We start from the raw sequence: 15,794 nt of genomic DNA, 5'->3' as shown, positions 1-15,794 counted from the left end.
CGGTCCCGACCGCCAGGCGTCCTGGCCGCCGCACGTCCGGGTCGTCCCGTACGCCTTTCCCGCCCCCTTCTCCCCTGACGCGGGCCACGTCGGCACGCCATGAGCGGATTTTCCCACTATTGTCTGAGTTGTGCCTCGCCCTCTGGGAGAACTCGAAGACGCGGTCATGACGCGGGTGTGGAAGTGGAACCGCCCGGTGACCGTCCGGGAAGTCCTGGAAGACCTCCAGCGGGAGCGGTCCATCGCCTACACCACGGTGATGACGGTTTTGGACAACCTTCATCAGAAGGGGTGGGTGCGCCGCGAGGCCGAGGGCCGCGCCTATCGTTATGAGGCGGTCTCCACGCGGGCCGCCTATGCCGCCGCGCTGATGAACGACGCCTGGTCGCAGAGCGACAACGCGGCCGCCGCTCTCGTGGCCTTCTTCGGAATGATGAGCGAGGAACAGCGGCAGGCCCTGCGTGATGCCGTGCGCATCGTCGAAGGCACCCGCGGATCCGGCACCGAAGGCACCGGTGCGCGCACCGCCGAAGACACCGCCGCCGAACGCTCCCGGGAACCCTCACCAGGTCCGTCCGAACCCCCCGCACAAGGCACCCCACAAGACGCCGGGGAAGGCCGCGGGGAACACAGCGGGGAAGGCCCCGCGGTCAATGCGGGCGAGGCCGGGCGCGAAGACGCCGGTGAAGTTGCCGATAGCGCCGGCGGCGCCCCGGCCGGTGAAACCGCCGGTGCTGCCGAAACCGGCGAGCAGAACCCCGGCTCGGCACCGGGCGGCCGTGGGCGATAGCGTCCGCTCATGTCCGCAGAGCATCCCGAAGTCACCGCAAAAGCCGTCACCGTCCGACGGGCCCGGACCAGCGATGTCCGGGCCGTGCGCCGGCTGCTGGACACCTATGCCCGCGAGCGCATCCTGCTCGACAAACCGACGGTGACGCTTTACGAGGACATCCAGGAGTTCTGGGTCGCCGAACGCGACGACAACGCCGAGGTCGTCGGCTGCGGCGCGCTGCACGTGATGTGGGAAGACCTGGCGGAAGTGCGCACCCTCGCGGTGAAGCCGGGCCTGAAGGGCGCCGGCGTCGGCCACCAGTTGCTGGAGAAGCTGCTGCAGACCGCGCGCTGGCTGGGCGTTCGCCGCGTATTCTGCCTGACCTTCGAAGTGGAGTTCTTCAGCAAGCACGGCTTCGTGGAGATCGGCGAGACGCCCGTCGACACCGATGTGTACGCCGAGCTGCTGCGTTCCTATGACGAGGGTGTCGCGGAGTTCCTGGGCCTCGAACGAGTGAAACCGAACACCCTGGGCAACAGCCGGATGCTTCTGCATCTGTGAACGACCGGGCTCCGGAGGGGGCCTATGTCCGAAACGCGATGTTTCCGGGCGGGCGGCGCGGGCCCGGGTGCGGCCAAGGGTTTGTGTTTTTCCGGCAAAAGCGGTTTGCTTTCCGACGTACTGCAGTACTGCATATAACAGGGGGCTGCGAAACGGCGGAAGCCGCCCGACCCCGGCCCTCACGTTATCGATGAAAGGAAATCCGGTGGCACAGAAGGTTCAGGTCCTTCTTGTCGACGACCTCGACGGCGGCGAGGCGGACGAGACCGTGACGTTCGCGCTGGACGGCAAGACGTACGAGATCGATCTCACCACCGCCAACGCGGAGAAGCTCCGCGGCCTTCTCGAGCCGTACGTCAAGAACGGACGCCGTACCGGCGGCCGCGCTTCCGGCGGCCGCGGCAGGGGCCGCTCCTCGTCCAGCAGCAGCCAGGACACCGCGCAGATCCGCGCCTGGGCGAAGGCCAACGGCTACGAGGTGAACGACCGTGGCCGGGTGCCGGCCAGCATCCGCGAGGCCTACGAGAAGGCCAACGCCTGACGCGAGTCCGGTGACGACCGACGGCCGCCGCCCGGCCGACGGCAGGCGGACGGCGCACGGCTACGAGCGATCCGGCCGACGGCCGCACACGCGCCGCAGCCGGAGCCGGTGGCACTGAGCTGCCACCGTGTCCACGACTCGTGCGAGATCGGGGGAGCCACCCGTGCCCCCCAAGGCCGACAGCGTCGGCAGCGAGGCCTCGACCTCGCATCCTGGCCCGGGGGGCCGCACCCAGACGGCGGCCCCCTGAGAGACGGAACGGTCCCGGGCGGGCGGCCGTGCTCCGGCCGCCCCGGCACCGGGCGGCGGCGCCTCCATGAGCGCGCCCTCGCCCAGCGCCACCAGGTCCAGGTCGGCCCCGTCCCACTCCAGCCAGCGCAGCAGGCCCGGCAGCTCCTGAGCGCTGCCCGCGGCCACCAGCAGCCGCATCCGGCCGCCCTGGGCGGCCACCGGGGAGGCGGGCCCGAGGTGGCGCAGCGCCGCCCGCCCGGCCTCGGCCGGGACGTCCAGGACGTCGAAGCGGCGGCCCACGACGAGGCGCACCGGTCGCCCGGGCACCGTCGCCCAGCCCAGTTCGTTCTCGTACCAGTTCCGGATCCACCGCTCCGGGCCGCTCGGCCGGCGCGGCGCGGGGACCGGGAGGGGGAGCGTGGAGAGGCTGCCGACCATGACCGGTGCAACGGACGAGACGGAGTGCGGTTACTCCGCGTGCTGTTTCGGATGCGGAGAGTGCTGGAAATGGCTCCGTCCGGGGACTGCGAGGGGCGCAAGGTTGTTCGCCCATAGCGGAGGGATGCGGGGCGCGCCGCATGGAGTGTCGGTGCCGGCGGGTAAGACATCCCTAGTGGGAGGGGTTGACGCGCAGGCCGCACCCGGGCAGCGGAGCCCCACGTTCGCCAACGGCGTACTGGCGACTGGGGTAACTGCCTGGCCTGCGGGAACATCGTCTCGCACCATCGGGTTGGAGCATATGTCGGCGTTCGGGGTCAGGAGGCCATCGACGGTGTCGGCAGTTGGAATGAGCGGTCCCCGCTTGCGGGACTAAGCTGCGGAAGGACAGGGAGGGGAAGTTCCCCTTACTGCCTGACCGCTCTGAGGAGCGATTAACGATGTTCGAGAGGTTCACCGACCGCGCGCGGCGGGTTGTCGTCCTGGCTCAGGAAGAAGCCCGGATGCTCAACCACAACTACATCGGCACCGAGCACATCCTCCTGGGCCTGATCCACGAGGGTGAGGGTGTCGCCGCCAAGGCCCTTGAGAGCCTCGGGATTTCGCTCGAGGCGGTCCGCCAGCAGGTGGAGGAGATCATCGGCCAGGGCCAGCAGGCGCCGTCCGGTCACATCCCCTTCACTCCCCGTGCCAAGAAGGTCCTGGAGCTGTCGCTCCGCGAGGCACTCCAGCTGGGCCACAACTACATCGGCACGGAGCACATCCTGCTCGGCCTGATCCGCGAGGGCGAGGGCGTGGCCGCCCAGGTCCTGGTCAAGCTGGGCGCTGATCTCAACCGCGTGCGGCAGCAGGTGATCCAGCTGCTCTCCGGTTACCAGGGCAAGGAGACCGCCACCGCCGGCGGGCCTGCCGAGGGCACCCCCTCGACGTCCCTGGTCCTCGACCAGTTCGGCCGGAACCTCACCCAGGCGGCCCGCGAGTCCAAGCTCGACCCGGTCATCGGGCGCGAGAAGGAGATCGAGCGGGTCATGCAGGTGCTGTCCCGCCGTACCAAGAACAACCCGGTCCTGATCGGTGAACCCGGTGTCGGCAAGACCGCCGTCGTCGAGGGCCTCGCGCAGGCCATCGTCAAGGGCGAGGTGCCCGAGACCCTCAAGGACAAGCACCTCTACACCCTGGACCTCGGCGCCCTGGTGGCCGGCTCCCGCTACCGCGGTGACTTCGAGGAGCGCCTGAAGAAGGTGCTCAAGGAGATCCGCACCCGCGGCGACATCATCCTGTTCATCGACGAGCTGCACACGCTGGTCGGGGCGGGCGCCGCCGAGGGCGCCATCGACGCGGCCTCCATCCTCAAGCCGATGCTGGCCCGCGGCGAGCTGCAGACCATCGGTGCCACCACCCTGGACGAGTACCGCAAGCACCTGGAGAAGGACGCGGCCCTGGAGCGCCGCTTCCAGCCCATCCAGGTCGCCGAGCCGTCCCTGCCGCACACCATCGAGATCCTCAAGGGCCTGCGCGACCGGTACGAGGCGCACCACCGTGTCTCCATCACCGACGAGGCGCTGGTCCAGGCCGCCACCCTGGCCGACCGGTACATCTCGGACCGCTTCCTGCCGGACAAGGCGATCGACCTGATCGACGAGGCCGGCTCCCGGATGCGGATCCGCCGGATGACCGCGCCGCCGGACCTGCGCGAGTTCGACGAGAAGATCGCCGCGGTGCGCCGGGACAAGGAGTCCGCGATCGACTCGCAGGACTTCGAGAAGGCCGCCTCCCTGCGTGACAAGGAGAAGCAGCTCCTGGCCGCGAAGGCGAAGCGGGAGAAGGAGTGGAAGGCCGGCGACATGGACGTCGTCGCCGAGGTCGACGGCGAGCTGATCGCCGAGGTCCTGGCCACGGCCACCGGCATCCCGGTCTTCAAGCTCACCGAGGAGGAGTCCAGCCGCCTGCTCCGCATGGAGGAGGAGCTGCACAAGCGGGTCATCGGCCAGGACGACGCCGTCAAGGCGCTGTCCAAGGCGATCCGCCGTACCCGTGCGGGTCTGAAGGACCCGAAGCGTCCGGGTGGCTCGTTCATCTTCGCCGGCCCGTCCGGTGTGGGTAAGACCGAGCTGTCCAAGGCGCTGGCGGAGTTCCTGTTCGGTGACGAGGACGCGCTGATCTCCCTCGACATGTCGGAGTTCAGCGAGAAGCACACGGTCTCCCGTCTCTTCGGTTCGCCCCCCGGTTACGTGGGCTACGAGGAGGGCGGCCAGCTGACGGAGAAGGTGCGGCGCAAGCCGTTCTCCGTGGTCCTCTTCGACGAGGTCGAGAAGGCCCACCCGGACATCTTCAACTCGCTGCTGCAGATCCTGGAGGACGGTCGCCTGACCGACTCCCAGGGCCGGGTCGTGGACTTCAAGAACACGGTCATCATCATGACCACCAACCTCGGCACCCGGGACATCTCCAAGGGCTTCAACCTGGGCTTCGCGGCGCAGGGCGACACGAAGACCAACTACGAGCGGATGAAGAACAAGGTCCAGGACGAGCTGAAGCAGCACTTCCGGCCCGAGTTCCTCAACCGTGTGGACGACGTGGTGGTCTTCCCGCAGCTGACGCAGGAGGACATCCTGCGGATCGTCGACCTGATGATCAGCAAGGTGGACGAGCGCCTGAAGGACCGGGACATGGGCATCGAGCTGTCCCAGTCCGCCAAGGAGCTGCTGGCCAAGAAGGGCTACGACCCCGTGCTGGGCGCCCGGCCGCTGCGCCGGACCATCCAGCGCGAGATCGAGGACACGCTCTCGGAGAAGATCCTCTTCGGCGAGCTGCGTCCGGGCCACATCGTGGTCGTCGACACGGAGGGCGAGGGCGAGGAGCGCACCTTCACCTTCCGCGGCGAGGAGAAGTCGGCCCTGCCGGACGTCCCGCCGATCGAACAGGCGGCCGGCGGCGCCGGTCCGAACCTGATCAAGGACGCCTGAGCGCCCTGATACGCACCCCGAAGGGGCCGGTGCTGCGAGCACCGGCCCCTTCGGGCTGTCCGGACGCCCTGCGGGCCCGTGCGGACGCCCTGCGGCCTGTCCGTGGTGCGCCCGCTGTGTCCGTGGTGTGCCTCGCCCGCGGGGCGGCCCGTCCGTGGGGCGTGCGTTGTGTCCGCGGGGCGGCCCGTCCGTGGGGCGTGCGTTGTGTCCGCGGGGCGACAGGACGCCGTGGCGGCGCTTGTGGGACCACGTGCACGGGGTCACGTGCCGGGCGTGGCCTGGAGCTGTGCCGAGGGCGCATCTGAGCCGTCTGAGCCGCCTCCGTGGCCGTCAGGGGGCCTTGGCGGTCCCCGGCCGACCTGGCCCCGGCCCTGGGGCCGTCCCTGGGCCGCCTGAAGCCGTCTGGACGGCGCTCCTGAAGCCGACTGCGACGGCGCCTGAGCCTCCCTGTCCGACGACGGCGCCGGATCCTCCTGTCCGGCACAGGGGCGCCGGGGCCAGGGTCTCGGCGAGCCCCGGCATCGGGAGGCGCGACAGCAGGCCCGGAACCCCGCCGGGACCAACTCCCCTGAGACGGGCGCCACATGAGCCCGGTCACACGTCACCCCCGCTGAAGGGGCCGCGTCGGTGACATGCGGCACAGGCGCCCGACCGGGTACTAAGCGCCTTAGTGACGGACATGGCCCGATAAACCCGACATTCCATCGCAGGCAATGTCGGAAATTGGGCGTTGAGTAGGTGTTTTGTCTCGAATGGGCGTGCTGTCAAGAGATCTGCGTCACTGACCCCTGTTACGACTTTGGTTCGTAGAAGGGGTGTTTGAGGGGCGATGACCGGCCGGGTTACCAAGGTTGGGCCGCCCGGCGAGCGCACAGCGCCCGGGTGGCTCCCATGTCCCCCACACGCAGAGGTTTCGATGTTCCAGCGCGCCACGTCCCGTTCCACCCGTGCGACCAAGCTCCGTGTCCGTGCCGCCGTTCTCGCCGCCGGCCTCGGGGTCTCGGCCGCGGTGGGCGCGGGAGTTGCGAACGCCGCCGAGACCACGGCGGCCCCCACCGCCGCCGCTGCCAAGACGGCCGCCACCTGGGTCGACCCGGTGCAGCACTACTCGCTGTCGGCGTCCTTCAACCAGGGCGGCAGCCACTGGGCGCACAAGCACAGCGGTCAGGACTTCGCCGTGCCGATCGGCACGAACGTCGTCGCCGCCCACGGCGGCACCGTCGTCAAGGCCGGCCCGAACGGCGCCGGTGACGGCCCCGCCTACGGCAACGCCATCGTCATCAAGCACGGCAACGGGCTGTACACCCAGTACGCCCACCTGTCCCGCGTCGACGTGAAGGTCGGCCAGGTCGTCACCACCGGCCAGCACATCGGCCTCTCCGGCAACACCGGCAACAGCACCGGCCCGCACCTGCACTTCGAGGTCCGTACGACCCCCAACTACGGCTCGGCCGTCAACCCGGTCACCTTCCTCCGCGCCCACGGCGTGAAGGTCTGACCGAGGGTTCGTCCGTCCGGGACGTCCGCCCCATGAGGCGTACGCCGCCCGGAGGCCGTTCGCCGGCACCGCCCCCGCACCGCCGCCCGCTGCCCGCGCAGCGGGCGGCGGTGCGTCGCGTTCCGGGCAGAAGTCGCCGGAGGGTGCCGTCGGCGGGGCCCTCCGGCAGAAGGTCTGTCCGGCAGGGGGCTCCGCAGGGGTCGTGCATCCGCCGGTAACGTCCCGCCGGAGAGCCGGAGAGCCGGAGAGCCGGAGAGCCGGAGAGCCGGAGAGCCGGAGAGCCGGAGAGTCGGAGAGCCGGAGAGTCGGAGAGCCGGAGTCTCAGTCCCGGTCGCGGGTGCCCTGGTGCGCCTGGGTGATCAGGTCGATCGCGACCTCCATCACGGCCTCGCGCCGCTTCTCGGGGTCGCTCTCGATGTCCTGCAGGACGAACATGCCGGCGTGCAGGGTGAACAGGGCGCTGACGCTGCGGACCTGGTCGGCCAGGCGTGCGTCCGGGTCGATGAGGATGTTGCGCAGGCCCATCATCCGCTGCCGGAAGGTGTCGCCGATGCGCAGCTCCCGCACCGTGGCCTGGTTCTCCTGCATGAAGCGGAACAGGGGCGCGGCGGCGGCCAGGGCGGCGCTGTAGCGGCGGATGATCTCCTGTTTGGTCTCCAGGGTGGGCGGCTGCTGCCGTCCCCATTCGACCAGCTCGCCGAGCGGCCGGGTCAGGTCCTCGAAGAGACTGACGATGATCTCTTCTTTGCTCTTGAAGTGGTAGTACAGGGCCGCCTTCGTGACGCCCAGGCGCTCGGCGATCTCTCGCAGGGAGGTCTTCTCGTAGCCCTGCTCGGCGAAGAGCGCGAGCGCCACGTCCTGGATGCGCTGGCGGGTGTTCCCGCGGCGCTGCTGCTTGGTGCCGTCCATCGTGACGCCCATCCTCGTCCTCCTTGCGCTCACTCCAAAAACTGACCTGCCGACCGGTCGGCAAACTTACTTGACGACCGGCTAGTAAGCACCTACCGTCGAGTCGAACTTGCCGGGCGGCAAGTAAGTGGGGGTTCCGTACCGAGGGGGAGGCACGAGGATGACGCAAGCAGACATAGAAACGACACAGGCCGGCTCGTCCGGCACCCAGCCCAGGAGCGTGCGGGTCGTCCTGCTCGCTCTGATGATCGCGATGTTGCTCGCGATGCTCGACAACATGATCGTGGGCACGGCGATGCCCACGATCGTCGGCGAACTCGGCGGTCTGGAGCACCTGTCCTGGGTGGTGACCGCCTACACCCTGGCCACCGCCGCGGCCACCCCGCTGTGGGGCAAGCTCGGCGACATGTACGGGCGCAAGGGCGCCTTCATGACCTCGATCGTGATCTTCCTGGCCGGGTCGGCGCTCAGCGGCATGGCGCAGGACATGGGCGAGCTGATCGGCTTCCGGGCCGTGCAGGGCCTGGGCGCGGGCGGTCTGATCGTCGGCGTCATGGCGATCATCGGCGACCTCGTCCCGCCGCGCGAGCGCGGCCGGTACCAGGGCATGATGGCGGGCGTCATGGCCCTCGCCATGATCGGCGGCCCGCTCGTCGGCGGCACCATCACCGACCACTGGGGCTGGCGCTGGGCCTTCTACATCAACCTGCCGCTCGGCGCGGTGGCGCTCGCCGCGATCAGCGCCGTGCTGCACCTGCCGAAGAAGCGCGCCCGGGCACGGGTCGACTACCTGGGCGCCGCGCTGCTGACCCTCGGCATCTGCGCCATCGTGCTCGTCACCACCTGGGGCGGCACTGAGTACGCCTGGACCTCCGCACGGATCTTGGAGCTGATCGTGATCGGCGTGGTCGCGCTGATCGGGTTCCTCTTCTGGGAGACCCGGGCCGCCGAGCCGATCGTGCCGCTGCACATCTTCCGCAGCCGGAACTTCTCCCTGATGTCGCTGATCGGCTTCATCACCGGCTTCGTGATGTTCGGTGCGGTGCTGTTCCTGCCGCTGTACCAGCAGGCGGTGCAGGGGGCCTCCGCGACCAACTCCGGCCTGCTGCTCCTGCCGATGCTGGGCGCGATGATGGTCGTGTCGCTGATCGCCGGCCGGGTCACCACCGCCAGCGGCCGGTACAAGGTCTTCCCTCTGGTCGGCGGCGTGCTGATCGTCGTCGGCCTGTATCTGCTGTCCCTGATGGACACCGGCACCACCCGCCTGACCTCCGGGCTGTACATGGCGGTCCTCGGTGCGGGCATGGGCTGCCTGCTGCAGATCACCATGCTGGTCGCGCAGAACAGCGTCGAGCTGAAGGACATCGGTGTGGCCTCCTCGACCACCACCCTCGCCCGGACGCTCGGCTCCTCCTTCGGTGTCTCGGTCATGGGCGCGCTGTTCAACCACCGGGTGCAGGACGTGATGGCCCAGCGGGCCGGCGCCCTGGGGTCGAAGATCACCGAGCAGTCGGCGCAGCTGGACGCCAAGAGCCTGCAGCAGCTGCCGGCCGCGGTCCGCGAGGCCTACCAGCACGCGGTGTCGGCCGGGACCCATGCGGCGTTCCTGCTGGGCTCGGTGGTGGCGGTGATCGTGCTGGTGGCGGCGCTGTTCATCAAGGAGGTCCCGCTGCGCGGCACGGGTGTGGCCCCGGCGGCGCAGAGCCCGGAGAGCGGCGCGGCGGTCCGCGAGCAGACGGTCTGAGCGATCCGGGCGAACCCCGGCGCCCGCACCGCACCGCGAGAGGCCCGGCACTCTCGGTGCCGGGCCTCTCGCCTGCCCGCTCGCGGCCCGCCGCCTGCGGCCCCGTCTCGGACGTGGACCCGCCCGCCCGGATCGCGGACCCGCCCCCCGGAGGCCGAGCGGCCCGCCCCGCCCCCGACTCAGCGCCTCCGCTCACGGCCTTTCACGGACGCTCACGGACTCGGCGCCACCACCTCGCCCGCGACGCGGGCTTCCCGGCGGCACCGTCGCCCTGGCCGGACGGGCCGGACGGGCCGGGCTGGCTGGGCAGCACCGGGTAGCTGCCGGTGTTCGTCGGCGCGTGCTCGGGCAGCCACAGGACCGCGACCGCGCCCTCCGCCGGTACGTGCGCGGGCGCACCCGGGGGCCGCACATTGCGGAAGGTCAGCCGGGCGCCGAGCACCCGGGCCTGCCCGACGGCGATGGTCAGGCCCAGGCCGTGACCGCGGCCGGCCCGGTCCGCGCTGCCGGTACGGAACCGTCGGGGGCCCTCGGCCAGCAGGTCCTCGGGGAAGCCGGGGCCGTGGTCCCGGACCCGGACGACCCGGCCCTCCACGGTCACCTCGACGGGCGGCCTGCCGTGCCGGGCGGCGTTGGTGAGCAGGTTGAACAGCACGCGCTCCAGGCGCCGCGGATCGGTGGTGACCTCCGACTCGTGCACCACCCGCACCTCGACGTCGGGGTCCTTCGCGGCCACCCGCCGGGTGACGAACTCGCCCAGCATGATGTCCTCCAGCTCGGCCCGTTCCGAGGCGCCGTCGAGCCGGGCGACCTCCAGCACGTCCTCGACCAGGGTGCGCATCGCCTTGGCCCGGTCCAGCACCAGCTCCGTGGGCCGGCCCGGCGGCAGCAGCTCGGCGGCCGTGAGCAGCCCGGTCACGGGGGTGCGCAGCTCGTGCGCGATGTCCGCGGTGACCCGCCGTTCCGCCTCCAGGCGCTCCTGCAACGCGTCGGCCATCGCGTCCACCGCGCGCGCCAGGTCGTCCGTCTCGTCCCGGACGACGCCGCCGATGGCGTCCCGCACCCGCACGTCCGCCTCGCCCTTGGCGAGCTGGTTCGCGGCCGCGGCGGCCTTGCGCAGCCGGCGTGAGAGCTGGCCGCCGATGAGCACGCCGAGCGCGCTGCCGCACAGGACCACCGCGATGGACCCGATGACCAGCGCCCGGTCGAGGTCCCGCAGCACGTCGGTGCTGCGGTCGGTGACATGCGTGTGCAGGGACAGCACATGCCCGCCCCGGATCGGCATGGCGGCCCAGATGTCCGGCACGCCGTCCGGGCGGTCCGTGACATAGGTGGCCCGCCGGCCCTGCTCCACCTTCTCGCGCAGCGCGGCGGGCAGCGCCGGGTCGTCGATCTTGTAGGTGCCGTTGGCCGGGCGGCGGCCCGGACGGTCGTAGATCGCCTGCGCGAGCTGCAGCCGCTGGTCGGCGAGGTCCCGCGCGTTGTCCAGCATCGACACCCGGGCGGCGTTGTGCACCACCAGGCTCAGGGCGATCGCGACCAGTGCGCCGACCAGGGCGATGGCCGCGCTGAGCTTCCACCGCACCCCGGTGTGCACCCGCATGCGCTCCAGGCGCCCGGACAGCAGTCGTGTGGTGCCTCGCATCGCGGCGCCCCGTCAGCCCTTCAGTTTGTAGCCGAAGCCGCGGACCGTCTCGATCCGTTCCTGGCCGATCTTCTGCCGCAGCCGCTGCACATGGACGTCGACGACGCGGGTGTCGCCGCCCCAGCCGTAGTCCCACACCCGCTCCAGCAGCTTGTCCCGGGACAGCACGGTGCCCGGTGCGGCGGAGAACTCCAGCAGCAGCCGCATCTCCGTCGGGGTGAGCGCCACCGGCTGCCCGGCGCGGCGCACCTCCATGCCGTCGGTGTCCACCTGGAGGTCCCCGAAGGTGAGCACCCCGCCGGCCGCCGCCTTGGGACCGGCCTCGCCCCGGGCGCCCGCGGCGTGCCCGAACCGGCGCAGCACCGCGCGGATGCGGGCGACCAGAACGGCGCTGTCGAACGGCTTGGTCACATAGTCGTCGGCGCCCGCCTCCAGGCCCAGGACGACGTCGATGGAGTCGGCGCGCGCCGACAGCATGATCACCGGAACCGTCGACTCGTCGCGGATCCGGCGGCACAGGCTGACGCCGTCCAGGCCGGGCACCATCACGTCCAGCAGCGCGATGTCCGGCCGTCTGGCCCGGAACGCCTCCAGGCCCGACAGCCCGTCGGGCATGGCCGTGACCGCGAAGCCGTCGCGCTCCAGGGTGAGCTGTGTGGCCTCGCGGATGACGTCGTCGTCCTCGACGAACAGGACATGGGTCTGCTCTGCCATCCCGGTGTTTTCCGATCCTCGTCTGCTTCGGTGCTGCGGGTGACGGCGGGGTGCCGGCCGCCGGGGCGGGGGCCGAGCGGCGGGTGCGGGACGCGGCCGGGCGGCGGTCCCCCGGCTCAGCCGACCGGTGCGGGGGTCACGGTGGGGCTCCCGCCGACGGCCTTGCTGTACTCGTTGTGCGTGCTGAAGATCTCGACGAACGCGGTGCCGGACCACCGGTAGGTGATCACGTCGTCGCCCGAGGGGTTCGAGACGGGGTCGCCCTTCTCGTACACCTGCTTGGTCACCACCAGATCGCCGCGGTCGATCTCGGCGTAGACCGGCGGCTCCTCGGCACGGAAGACGTTCTCGTACCGGCCACCGTGCTCACGGTACACATACGACCCCATCCCGACCGCGTCGTCGCAGGTCAGCACGTTGATCACAACGTCGTCGACGGAACCGCCGGTCAGCTTGCCGTAGGAGACGTCGACCGGGTACTGATCGCCCGCGCACGGCTTGAGGCTCCGCTTGACCGAGGCCGACACCTTGGGATCGTCCTTGATCAGCCGGACCGCGTTCACCGCCGGCTGCGGACTCTCGTCGGCGCCGGGGGAGGAGGCGGCGGGCGGCACCGCCACCGAGCTGGCGTCGGCCGGCCCCTCGTCGCGGGCTCCGGTGCCGCCGGTGCCGCAGCCGGACAGCAACACGCCCGAGGCGGCGAGCACGGCCGCCGCCGTGATCACCGCCGCCAGGGGTCCCCGTGACGGGGTCTTCGGGCCGGAACCGGCCCTGCCGCTCAGGCCGCGCAACGCTCCCGCTCCTCACGCTCCAGCGCGCGTGCGTCCAGATCGCGGGCCTGAAGCTCCTCGCGGAGCCGGGCGAGCGCCCGGTGCAGCGTGCTCTTGACCGTGCCCGTGGACATGCCCAGGGCCGCGGCCGTCTCTTCCGTGGACATCTGCTCCCAGTGTCGCAGCACCACGACACTGCGCTGCTTGGGAGCGAGAACTTTCAGGACGTCCATCAGCAGAGCCCGGTCGGCGTGCTGCTCGGCGGCGTCGTCCACGCAGGCGTCCGGCAGCTGCTCGGTGGGGACCTCCTCCAGCTTGCGGGCCCGCCACCACTCGGTCCGCGTGTTGATCATGACCCGGCGCAGATAGGCATCGGCGAGCCGCTTGTCCGCGATGCCCTCCCAGCGGCCGTAGGTGCGCACCAGTGCGGTCTGCAGCAGATCCTGGGCGTCGACCGGGTCCGGCACCAGCCGGCGTGCGCTGCGCAGCAGGGCGTCCTGCCGGGTGCGCACGTACTCCTCGAACTCGAGCACCTCGTCCTGCGCCATGATCGACCGCCTCCGTCCCCGTGGCCCGGCCCGCCGCGCCGGGTCCTGCCTCACATACGGGCGACTGTGGTCGACAGCCGCCCGGTGCCGCCTTCGTCGCAGCACGGGATCGACGGTAGGGAGCGGTTGTCACGGGGTTGTCCGAGCCGGCCTGCGGTCGGCGCGCGGCTGTCCGTCGGTTGTGTAACGAAGGAAGAAAACGGACAGAACGCCGCCCGAAGTCGCCCCGTTCCGAGGCGATATGTCCGGTCGGCGGCGACCCGGGACATGTGACACGGGTGTGTCACCTCCCGCGGCCGCCGCCGCGACAGCACGGTGAGACTGCGTGAAGTAAAGGGGTGTCAGGTCAGCGGAAGCCGGTACATCCCGCCGGGCAGCGGTTCGACGAGGCCGTCCGCGACGAGCCCGTCCAACGCCCGTGCGCGCTGCACCGGTTCGTGCCACACCCGGTCCAGCACCGCCTGCGGCACCGGGGTGTGCGCCTCGCGCAGCACGGCGAGCAGCTTGCCGCGCACCTGCCGGTCGGTGCCGGCGTACGTCTGTCCCCGGCGCGGCGGCCCGTCGTGCTCGGGCTTGCCCGCCAGCCGCCAGGCGCAGTGCGCGGCGATCGGACAGCGGTGGCAGGCCTCGTTCTTCGCCGTGCACACCAGCGCGCCCAGCTCCATGGAGGCGGCGGCCCAGCGGGCCGCGGTCGGCGCGTCCTCGGGCAGCAGGGTCCGCGCCAGCCGGCGTTCGGCGGCGGTGGTGGCGTTCGGCGGGTACTGCACGCCGGTGACCGCGCGGGCCAGGACGCGGCGGACGTTGGTGTCCAGCACGGCGTGCCGCTGCCCGTAGGCGAACGACGCGACCGCGGCGGCGGTGTACTCGCCGATGCCGGGCAGCGCGAGCAACTGCGCGTGCTCGGTGGGCACGTCACCGCCGTGCCGTTCCGTTATGGCGACCGCGGCGCCGTGCAGGCGCAGGGCGCGGCGCGGGTAGCCGAGCCGGCCCCAGGCGCGCACGGCCTCGCCGGGCGCCTCCTTGGCGAGGTCGGCGGGGCGGGGCCAGCGCTTGAGCCACTGTTCGTAGACGGGCAGCACCCGGCTGACCGGGGTCTGCTGCAGCATGAACTCGCTGACCATCACGCCCCAGGCGCCCGCGTCGGGGCGCCGCCAGGGCAGGTCGCGGGCGTTGTCGTCGAACCAGCTGATGACCAGGCTGTGCAGGGTCTCGGCGAGCGGGGTGCCGGGAGCGTCGGGTGCGGTGGTGCTGCTGTGCGGGGGCAGTGTGGGCGCAGTCATGGCGTTTCCGATCCTGCCATGCGGGAGTCGGCGCCCGTGTGATCCGGCGCGGGGCGGTGTCGTCGCCGAGCGTGTCCGTCCGCTCACGACGGTCACAACAGCCGTCCGGAAAGCGGGGGTTGCCGGAATGATGATCCGGAAAAGTTGTGCTCCGAGCGGCGGGTGGGGAGGGTGAAGGCGGCGGTCTCTCGTAAAGTTTGGGCGTGGGATCTCTGCGCAATCCGGTCGGGCCGCTCCCGTCGTCCATCTACTGGCGACGGAGGATCGTCGTGCTGTCCGTGATCGCTCTGGTGGCCCTGCTGATCGTCTGGGTGGTCACCTCGTTCGGCGGTGGCGGCGACCACAAGAACACCGCCGGTCCCTCCGACGGCAAGCATCCCACTCCGTCCACCATCACCCCGGGCCCGTCCGAGTCGGGACCCGCGATCAGCGAACACCCCGGCGGCCGTGACGAGTCCGGCGCGTCCGGATCCCCCTCGGGCGACGACGACTCCTCGTCCGGCACGGACGACGGCGGCACCGCCGCCGGTTCCTCGCCCTCCGCCGGGGGAGCCGGCACCGGCACCCAGGACGGCGACACCACCGGCGCGGCGCTGCCGGCCGGCTCCACGCTGCCCGACTGCACCGCCGGCACGGTCACGCTGTCCGTGGGCAGCGTGCACAACACCTACGCCCCCACCGAGACCCCGGCCATCCGGCTGGTCGCGAAGAACACCTCCGCCCACGACTGCAAGATCGACCTCGGTCCGAAGACCGCGGTGCTGACGATCAGCAAGGCGGGGAGCACCACCCCGTACTGGTCGTCCGCGGACTGCCCGAAGACGTCCGAGAGCCAGTGGTACCGGGTGCCGGGCGACAGCAGCATCACCCACACGGTGCGCTGGGACCGCAAGCCGAGCGCACCGCAGTGCGCGACGCCGCCGCACGGTTCGGCCGGCGCCGGCACCTACCTGGTGGAGTGGAAGGTGCCGGGCTACGACAAGCTGCCCACGTCGTTCGTGCTGTCCGAGGACTGAGGCCGTGCCGTCCGGGGACTGTACGGTCCCGGGACCGATGTGGGCGTCCGATCGGCGCGGGCGGGCAGGGCACGCCTGCCGGCAGGGCACCGGTGTCGGCCGCGTGCCGGTGATCCGAGGTGCCTGACGGACTGCCGAGGGCATGACGTGTCGTCCGGGAT

Annotated in this window: 14 protein-coding genes; 7 read left to right on the top strand and 7 right to left on the bottom strand. The window is 71.2% G+C overall.

The features are described from left to right. The first annotated feature begins 166 nt into the window (after window positions 1-166). From OG899_RS11600 to OG899_RS11590, 3 genes are all read left to right on the top strand, one after another. A complete protein-coding gene (locus OG899_RS11600; RefSeq protein ID WP_229813942.1) occupies window positions 167-790 on the top strand; it encodes a BlaI/MecI/CopY family transcriptional regulator in 624 nt (207 codons plus the stop codon). A 9-nt stretch (window positions 791-799) separates the two neighbouring features. Continuing rightward, window positions 800-1,333 carry an amino-acid N-acetyltransferase gene (locus OG899_RS11595; RefSeq protein WP_125500079.1) on the top strand — a complete coding sequence of 178 codons (534 nt, stop codon included), beginning with the start codon at window positions 800-802 and terminating at the stop codon, window positions 1,331-1,333. Between the two features lie 205 nt (window positions 1,334-1,538). Beyond that, complete coding sequence (locus OG899_RS11590) at window positions 1,539-1,874, top strand: Lsr2 family protein (RefSeq protein ID WP_125500080.1); 336 nt, start codon at window positions 1,539-1,541, stop codon at window positions 1,872-1,874. Window positions 1,875-1,934: 60 nt separating this feature from the next. On the opposite strand, the gene OG899_RS11585 is transcribed toward OG899_RS11590, so the two are convergent. Next, window positions 1,935-2,543 carry an SCO3374 family protein gene (locus tag OG899_RS11585; RefSeq protein ID WP_189427864.1) on the bottom strand — a complete coding sequence of 203 codons (609 nt, stop codon included), beginning with the start codon at window positions 2,541-2,543 and terminating at the stop codon, window positions 1,935-1,937. 440 nt (window positions 2,544-2,983) lie between these two features. On the opposite strand from OG899_RS11585, the gene OG899_RS11580 reads away from it, so the two are divergent. Together OG899_RS11580 and OG899_RS11575 are read left to right on the top strand one after the other, a co-directional pair. Continuing rightward, window positions 2,984-5,509, top strand: coding sequence for an ATP-dependent Clp protease ATP-binding subunit (locus OG899_RS11580; RefSeq protein ID WP_168132063.1), 2,526 nt, complete (start codon window positions 2,984-2,986; stop codon window positions 5,507-5,509). A gap of 916 nt (window positions 5,510-6,425) precedes the next feature. Next, window positions 6,426-7,007 (top strand): M23 family metallopeptidase, encoded by a 582-nt coding sequence (locus OG899_RS11575; RefSeq protein WP_125500083.1) that lies wholly within the window; start codon window positions 6,426-6,428, stop codon window positions 7,005-7,007. Between the two features lie 321 nt (window positions 7,008-7,328). Here the strand turns inward: OG899_RS11575 and OG899_RS11570 are convergent, their stop codons facing one another. Continuing rightward, window positions 7,329-7,928: a TetR/AcrR family transcriptional regulator gene (locus OG899_RS11570; protein WP_125500084.1), complete on the bottom strand. Its 600-nt coding sequence runs from the start codon at window positions 7,926-7,928 to the stop codon at window positions 7,329-7,331. Between the two features lie 148 nt (window positions 7,929-8,076). On the opposite strand from OG899_RS11570, the gene OG899_RS11565 reads away from it, so the two are divergent. Continuing rightward, complete coding sequence (locus OG899_RS11565; RefSeq protein ID WP_125500085.1) at window positions 8,077-9,660, top strand: MDR family MFS transporter; 1,584 nt, start codon at window positions 8,077-8,079, stop codon at window positions 9,658-9,660. 202 nt (window positions 9,661-9,862) lie between these two features. Here the strand turns inward: OG899_RS11565 and cseC are convergent, their stop codons facing one another. From cseC to OG899_RS11540, 5 genes are all read right to left on the bottom strand, one after another. Beyond that, window positions 9,863-11,305, bottom strand: a complete 1,443-nt coding sequence (cseC, locus tag OG899_RS11560; RefSeq protein WP_125500086.1) for a two-component system sensor histidine kinase CseC — start codon at window positions 11,303-11,305, stop codon at window positions 9,863-9,865. A gap of 12 nt (window positions 11,306-11,317) precedes the next feature. Continuing rightward, window positions 11,318-12,019, bottom strand: coding sequence for a two-component system response regulator CseB (gene cseB / locus OG899_RS11555; RefSeq protein WP_125500087.1), 702 nt, complete (start codon window positions 12,017-12,019; stop codon window positions 11,318-11,320). A 116-nt stretch (window positions 12,020-12,135) separates the two neighbouring features. Continuing rightward, entirely contained in the window at window positions 12,136-12,810 is a 675-nt protein-coding gene (locus tag OG899_RS11550; RefSeq protein WP_373296035.1) for a hypothetical protein, read from the bottom strand. After that, window positions 12,798-13,337 (bottom strand): SigE family RNA polymerase sigma factor, encoded by a 540-nt coding sequence (locus OG899_RS11545; protein WP_125500088.1) that lies wholly within the window; start codon window positions 13,335-13,337, stop codon window positions 12,798-12,800. Before OG899_RS11545 ends, OG899_RS11550 begins: the two co-directional genes overlap by 13 nt. Window positions 13,338-13,678: 341 nt before the next feature. After that, entirely contained in the window at window positions 13,679-14,617 is a 939-nt protein-coding gene (locus OG899_RS11540) for an A/G-specific adenine glycosylase (protein ID WP_125500089.1), read from the bottom strand. 203 nt (window positions 14,618-14,820) lie between these two features. Here OG899_RS11540 and OG899_RS11535 point away from each other — a divergent pair, with 203 nt between their 5' ends. Then, window positions 14,821-15,633, top strand: a complete 813-nt coding sequence (locus OG899_RS11535) for a hypothetical protein (RefSeq protein WP_189427867.1) — start codon at window positions 14,821-14,823, stop codon at window positions 15,631-15,633. The last annotated feature ends 161 nt before the right edge of the window (window positions 15,634-15,794 follow it).

The sequence above is a fragment of the Streptomyces thermoviolaceus genome, assembly GCF_045209695.1.
In the GTDB taxonomy this organism is placed as follows: Bacteria; Actinomycetota; Actinomycetes; order Streptomycetales; family Streptomycetaceae; genus Streptomyces; species Streptomyces thermoviolaceus.
This window is presented reverse-complemented; position numbering and strand designations above follow the sequence as displayed.

Bases quoted from the DNA above. Each gene is read 5' to 3' on its own strand.
- OG899_RS11600 (WP_229813942.1), top strand. From the start codon at position 167: ATGACGCGGGTGTGGAAGTGGAACCGCCCGGTGACCGTCCGGGAAGTC.
- OG899_RS11595 (WP_125500079.1), top strand. From the start codon at position 800: ATGTCCGCAGAGCATCCCGAAGTCACCGCAAAAGCCGTCACCGTCCGA.
- OG899_RS11585 (WP_189427864.1), bottom strand. From the start codon at position 2,543: ATGGTCGGCAGCCTCTCCACGCTCCCCCTCCCGGTCCCCGCGCCGCGC.
- OG899_RS11580 (WP_168132063.1), top strand. From the start codon at position 2,984: ATGTTCGAGAGGTTCACCGACCGCGCGCGGCGGGTTGTCGTCCTGGCT.
- OG899_RS11575 (WP_125500083.1), top strand. From the start codon at position 6,426: ATGTTCCAGCGCGCCACGTCCCGTTCCACCCGTGCGACCAAGCTCCGT.
- OG899_RS11570 (WP_125500084.1), bottom strand. From the start codon at position 7,928: ATGGGCGTCACGATGGACGGCACCAAGCAGCAGCGCCGCGGGAACACC.
- OG899_RS11565 (WP_125500085.1), top strand. From the start codon at position 8,077: ATGACGCAAGCAGACATAGAAACGACACAGGCCGGCTCGTCCGGCACC.
- cseC (WP_125500086.1), bottom strand. From the start codon at position 11,305: ATGCGAGGCACCACACGACTGCTGTCCGGGCGCCTGGAGCGCATGCGG.
- cseB (WP_125500087.1), bottom strand. From the start codon at position 12,019: ATGGCAGAGCAGACCCATGTCCTGTTCGTCGAGGACGACGACGTCATC.
- OG899_RS11545 (WP_125500088.1), bottom strand. From the start codon at position 13,337: ATGGCGCAGGACGAGGTGCTCGAGTTCGAGGAGTACGTGCGCACCCGG.
- OG899_RS11540 (WP_125500089.1), bottom strand. From the start codon at position 14,617: ATGACTGCGCCCACACTGCCCCCGCACAGCAGCACCACCGCACCCGAC.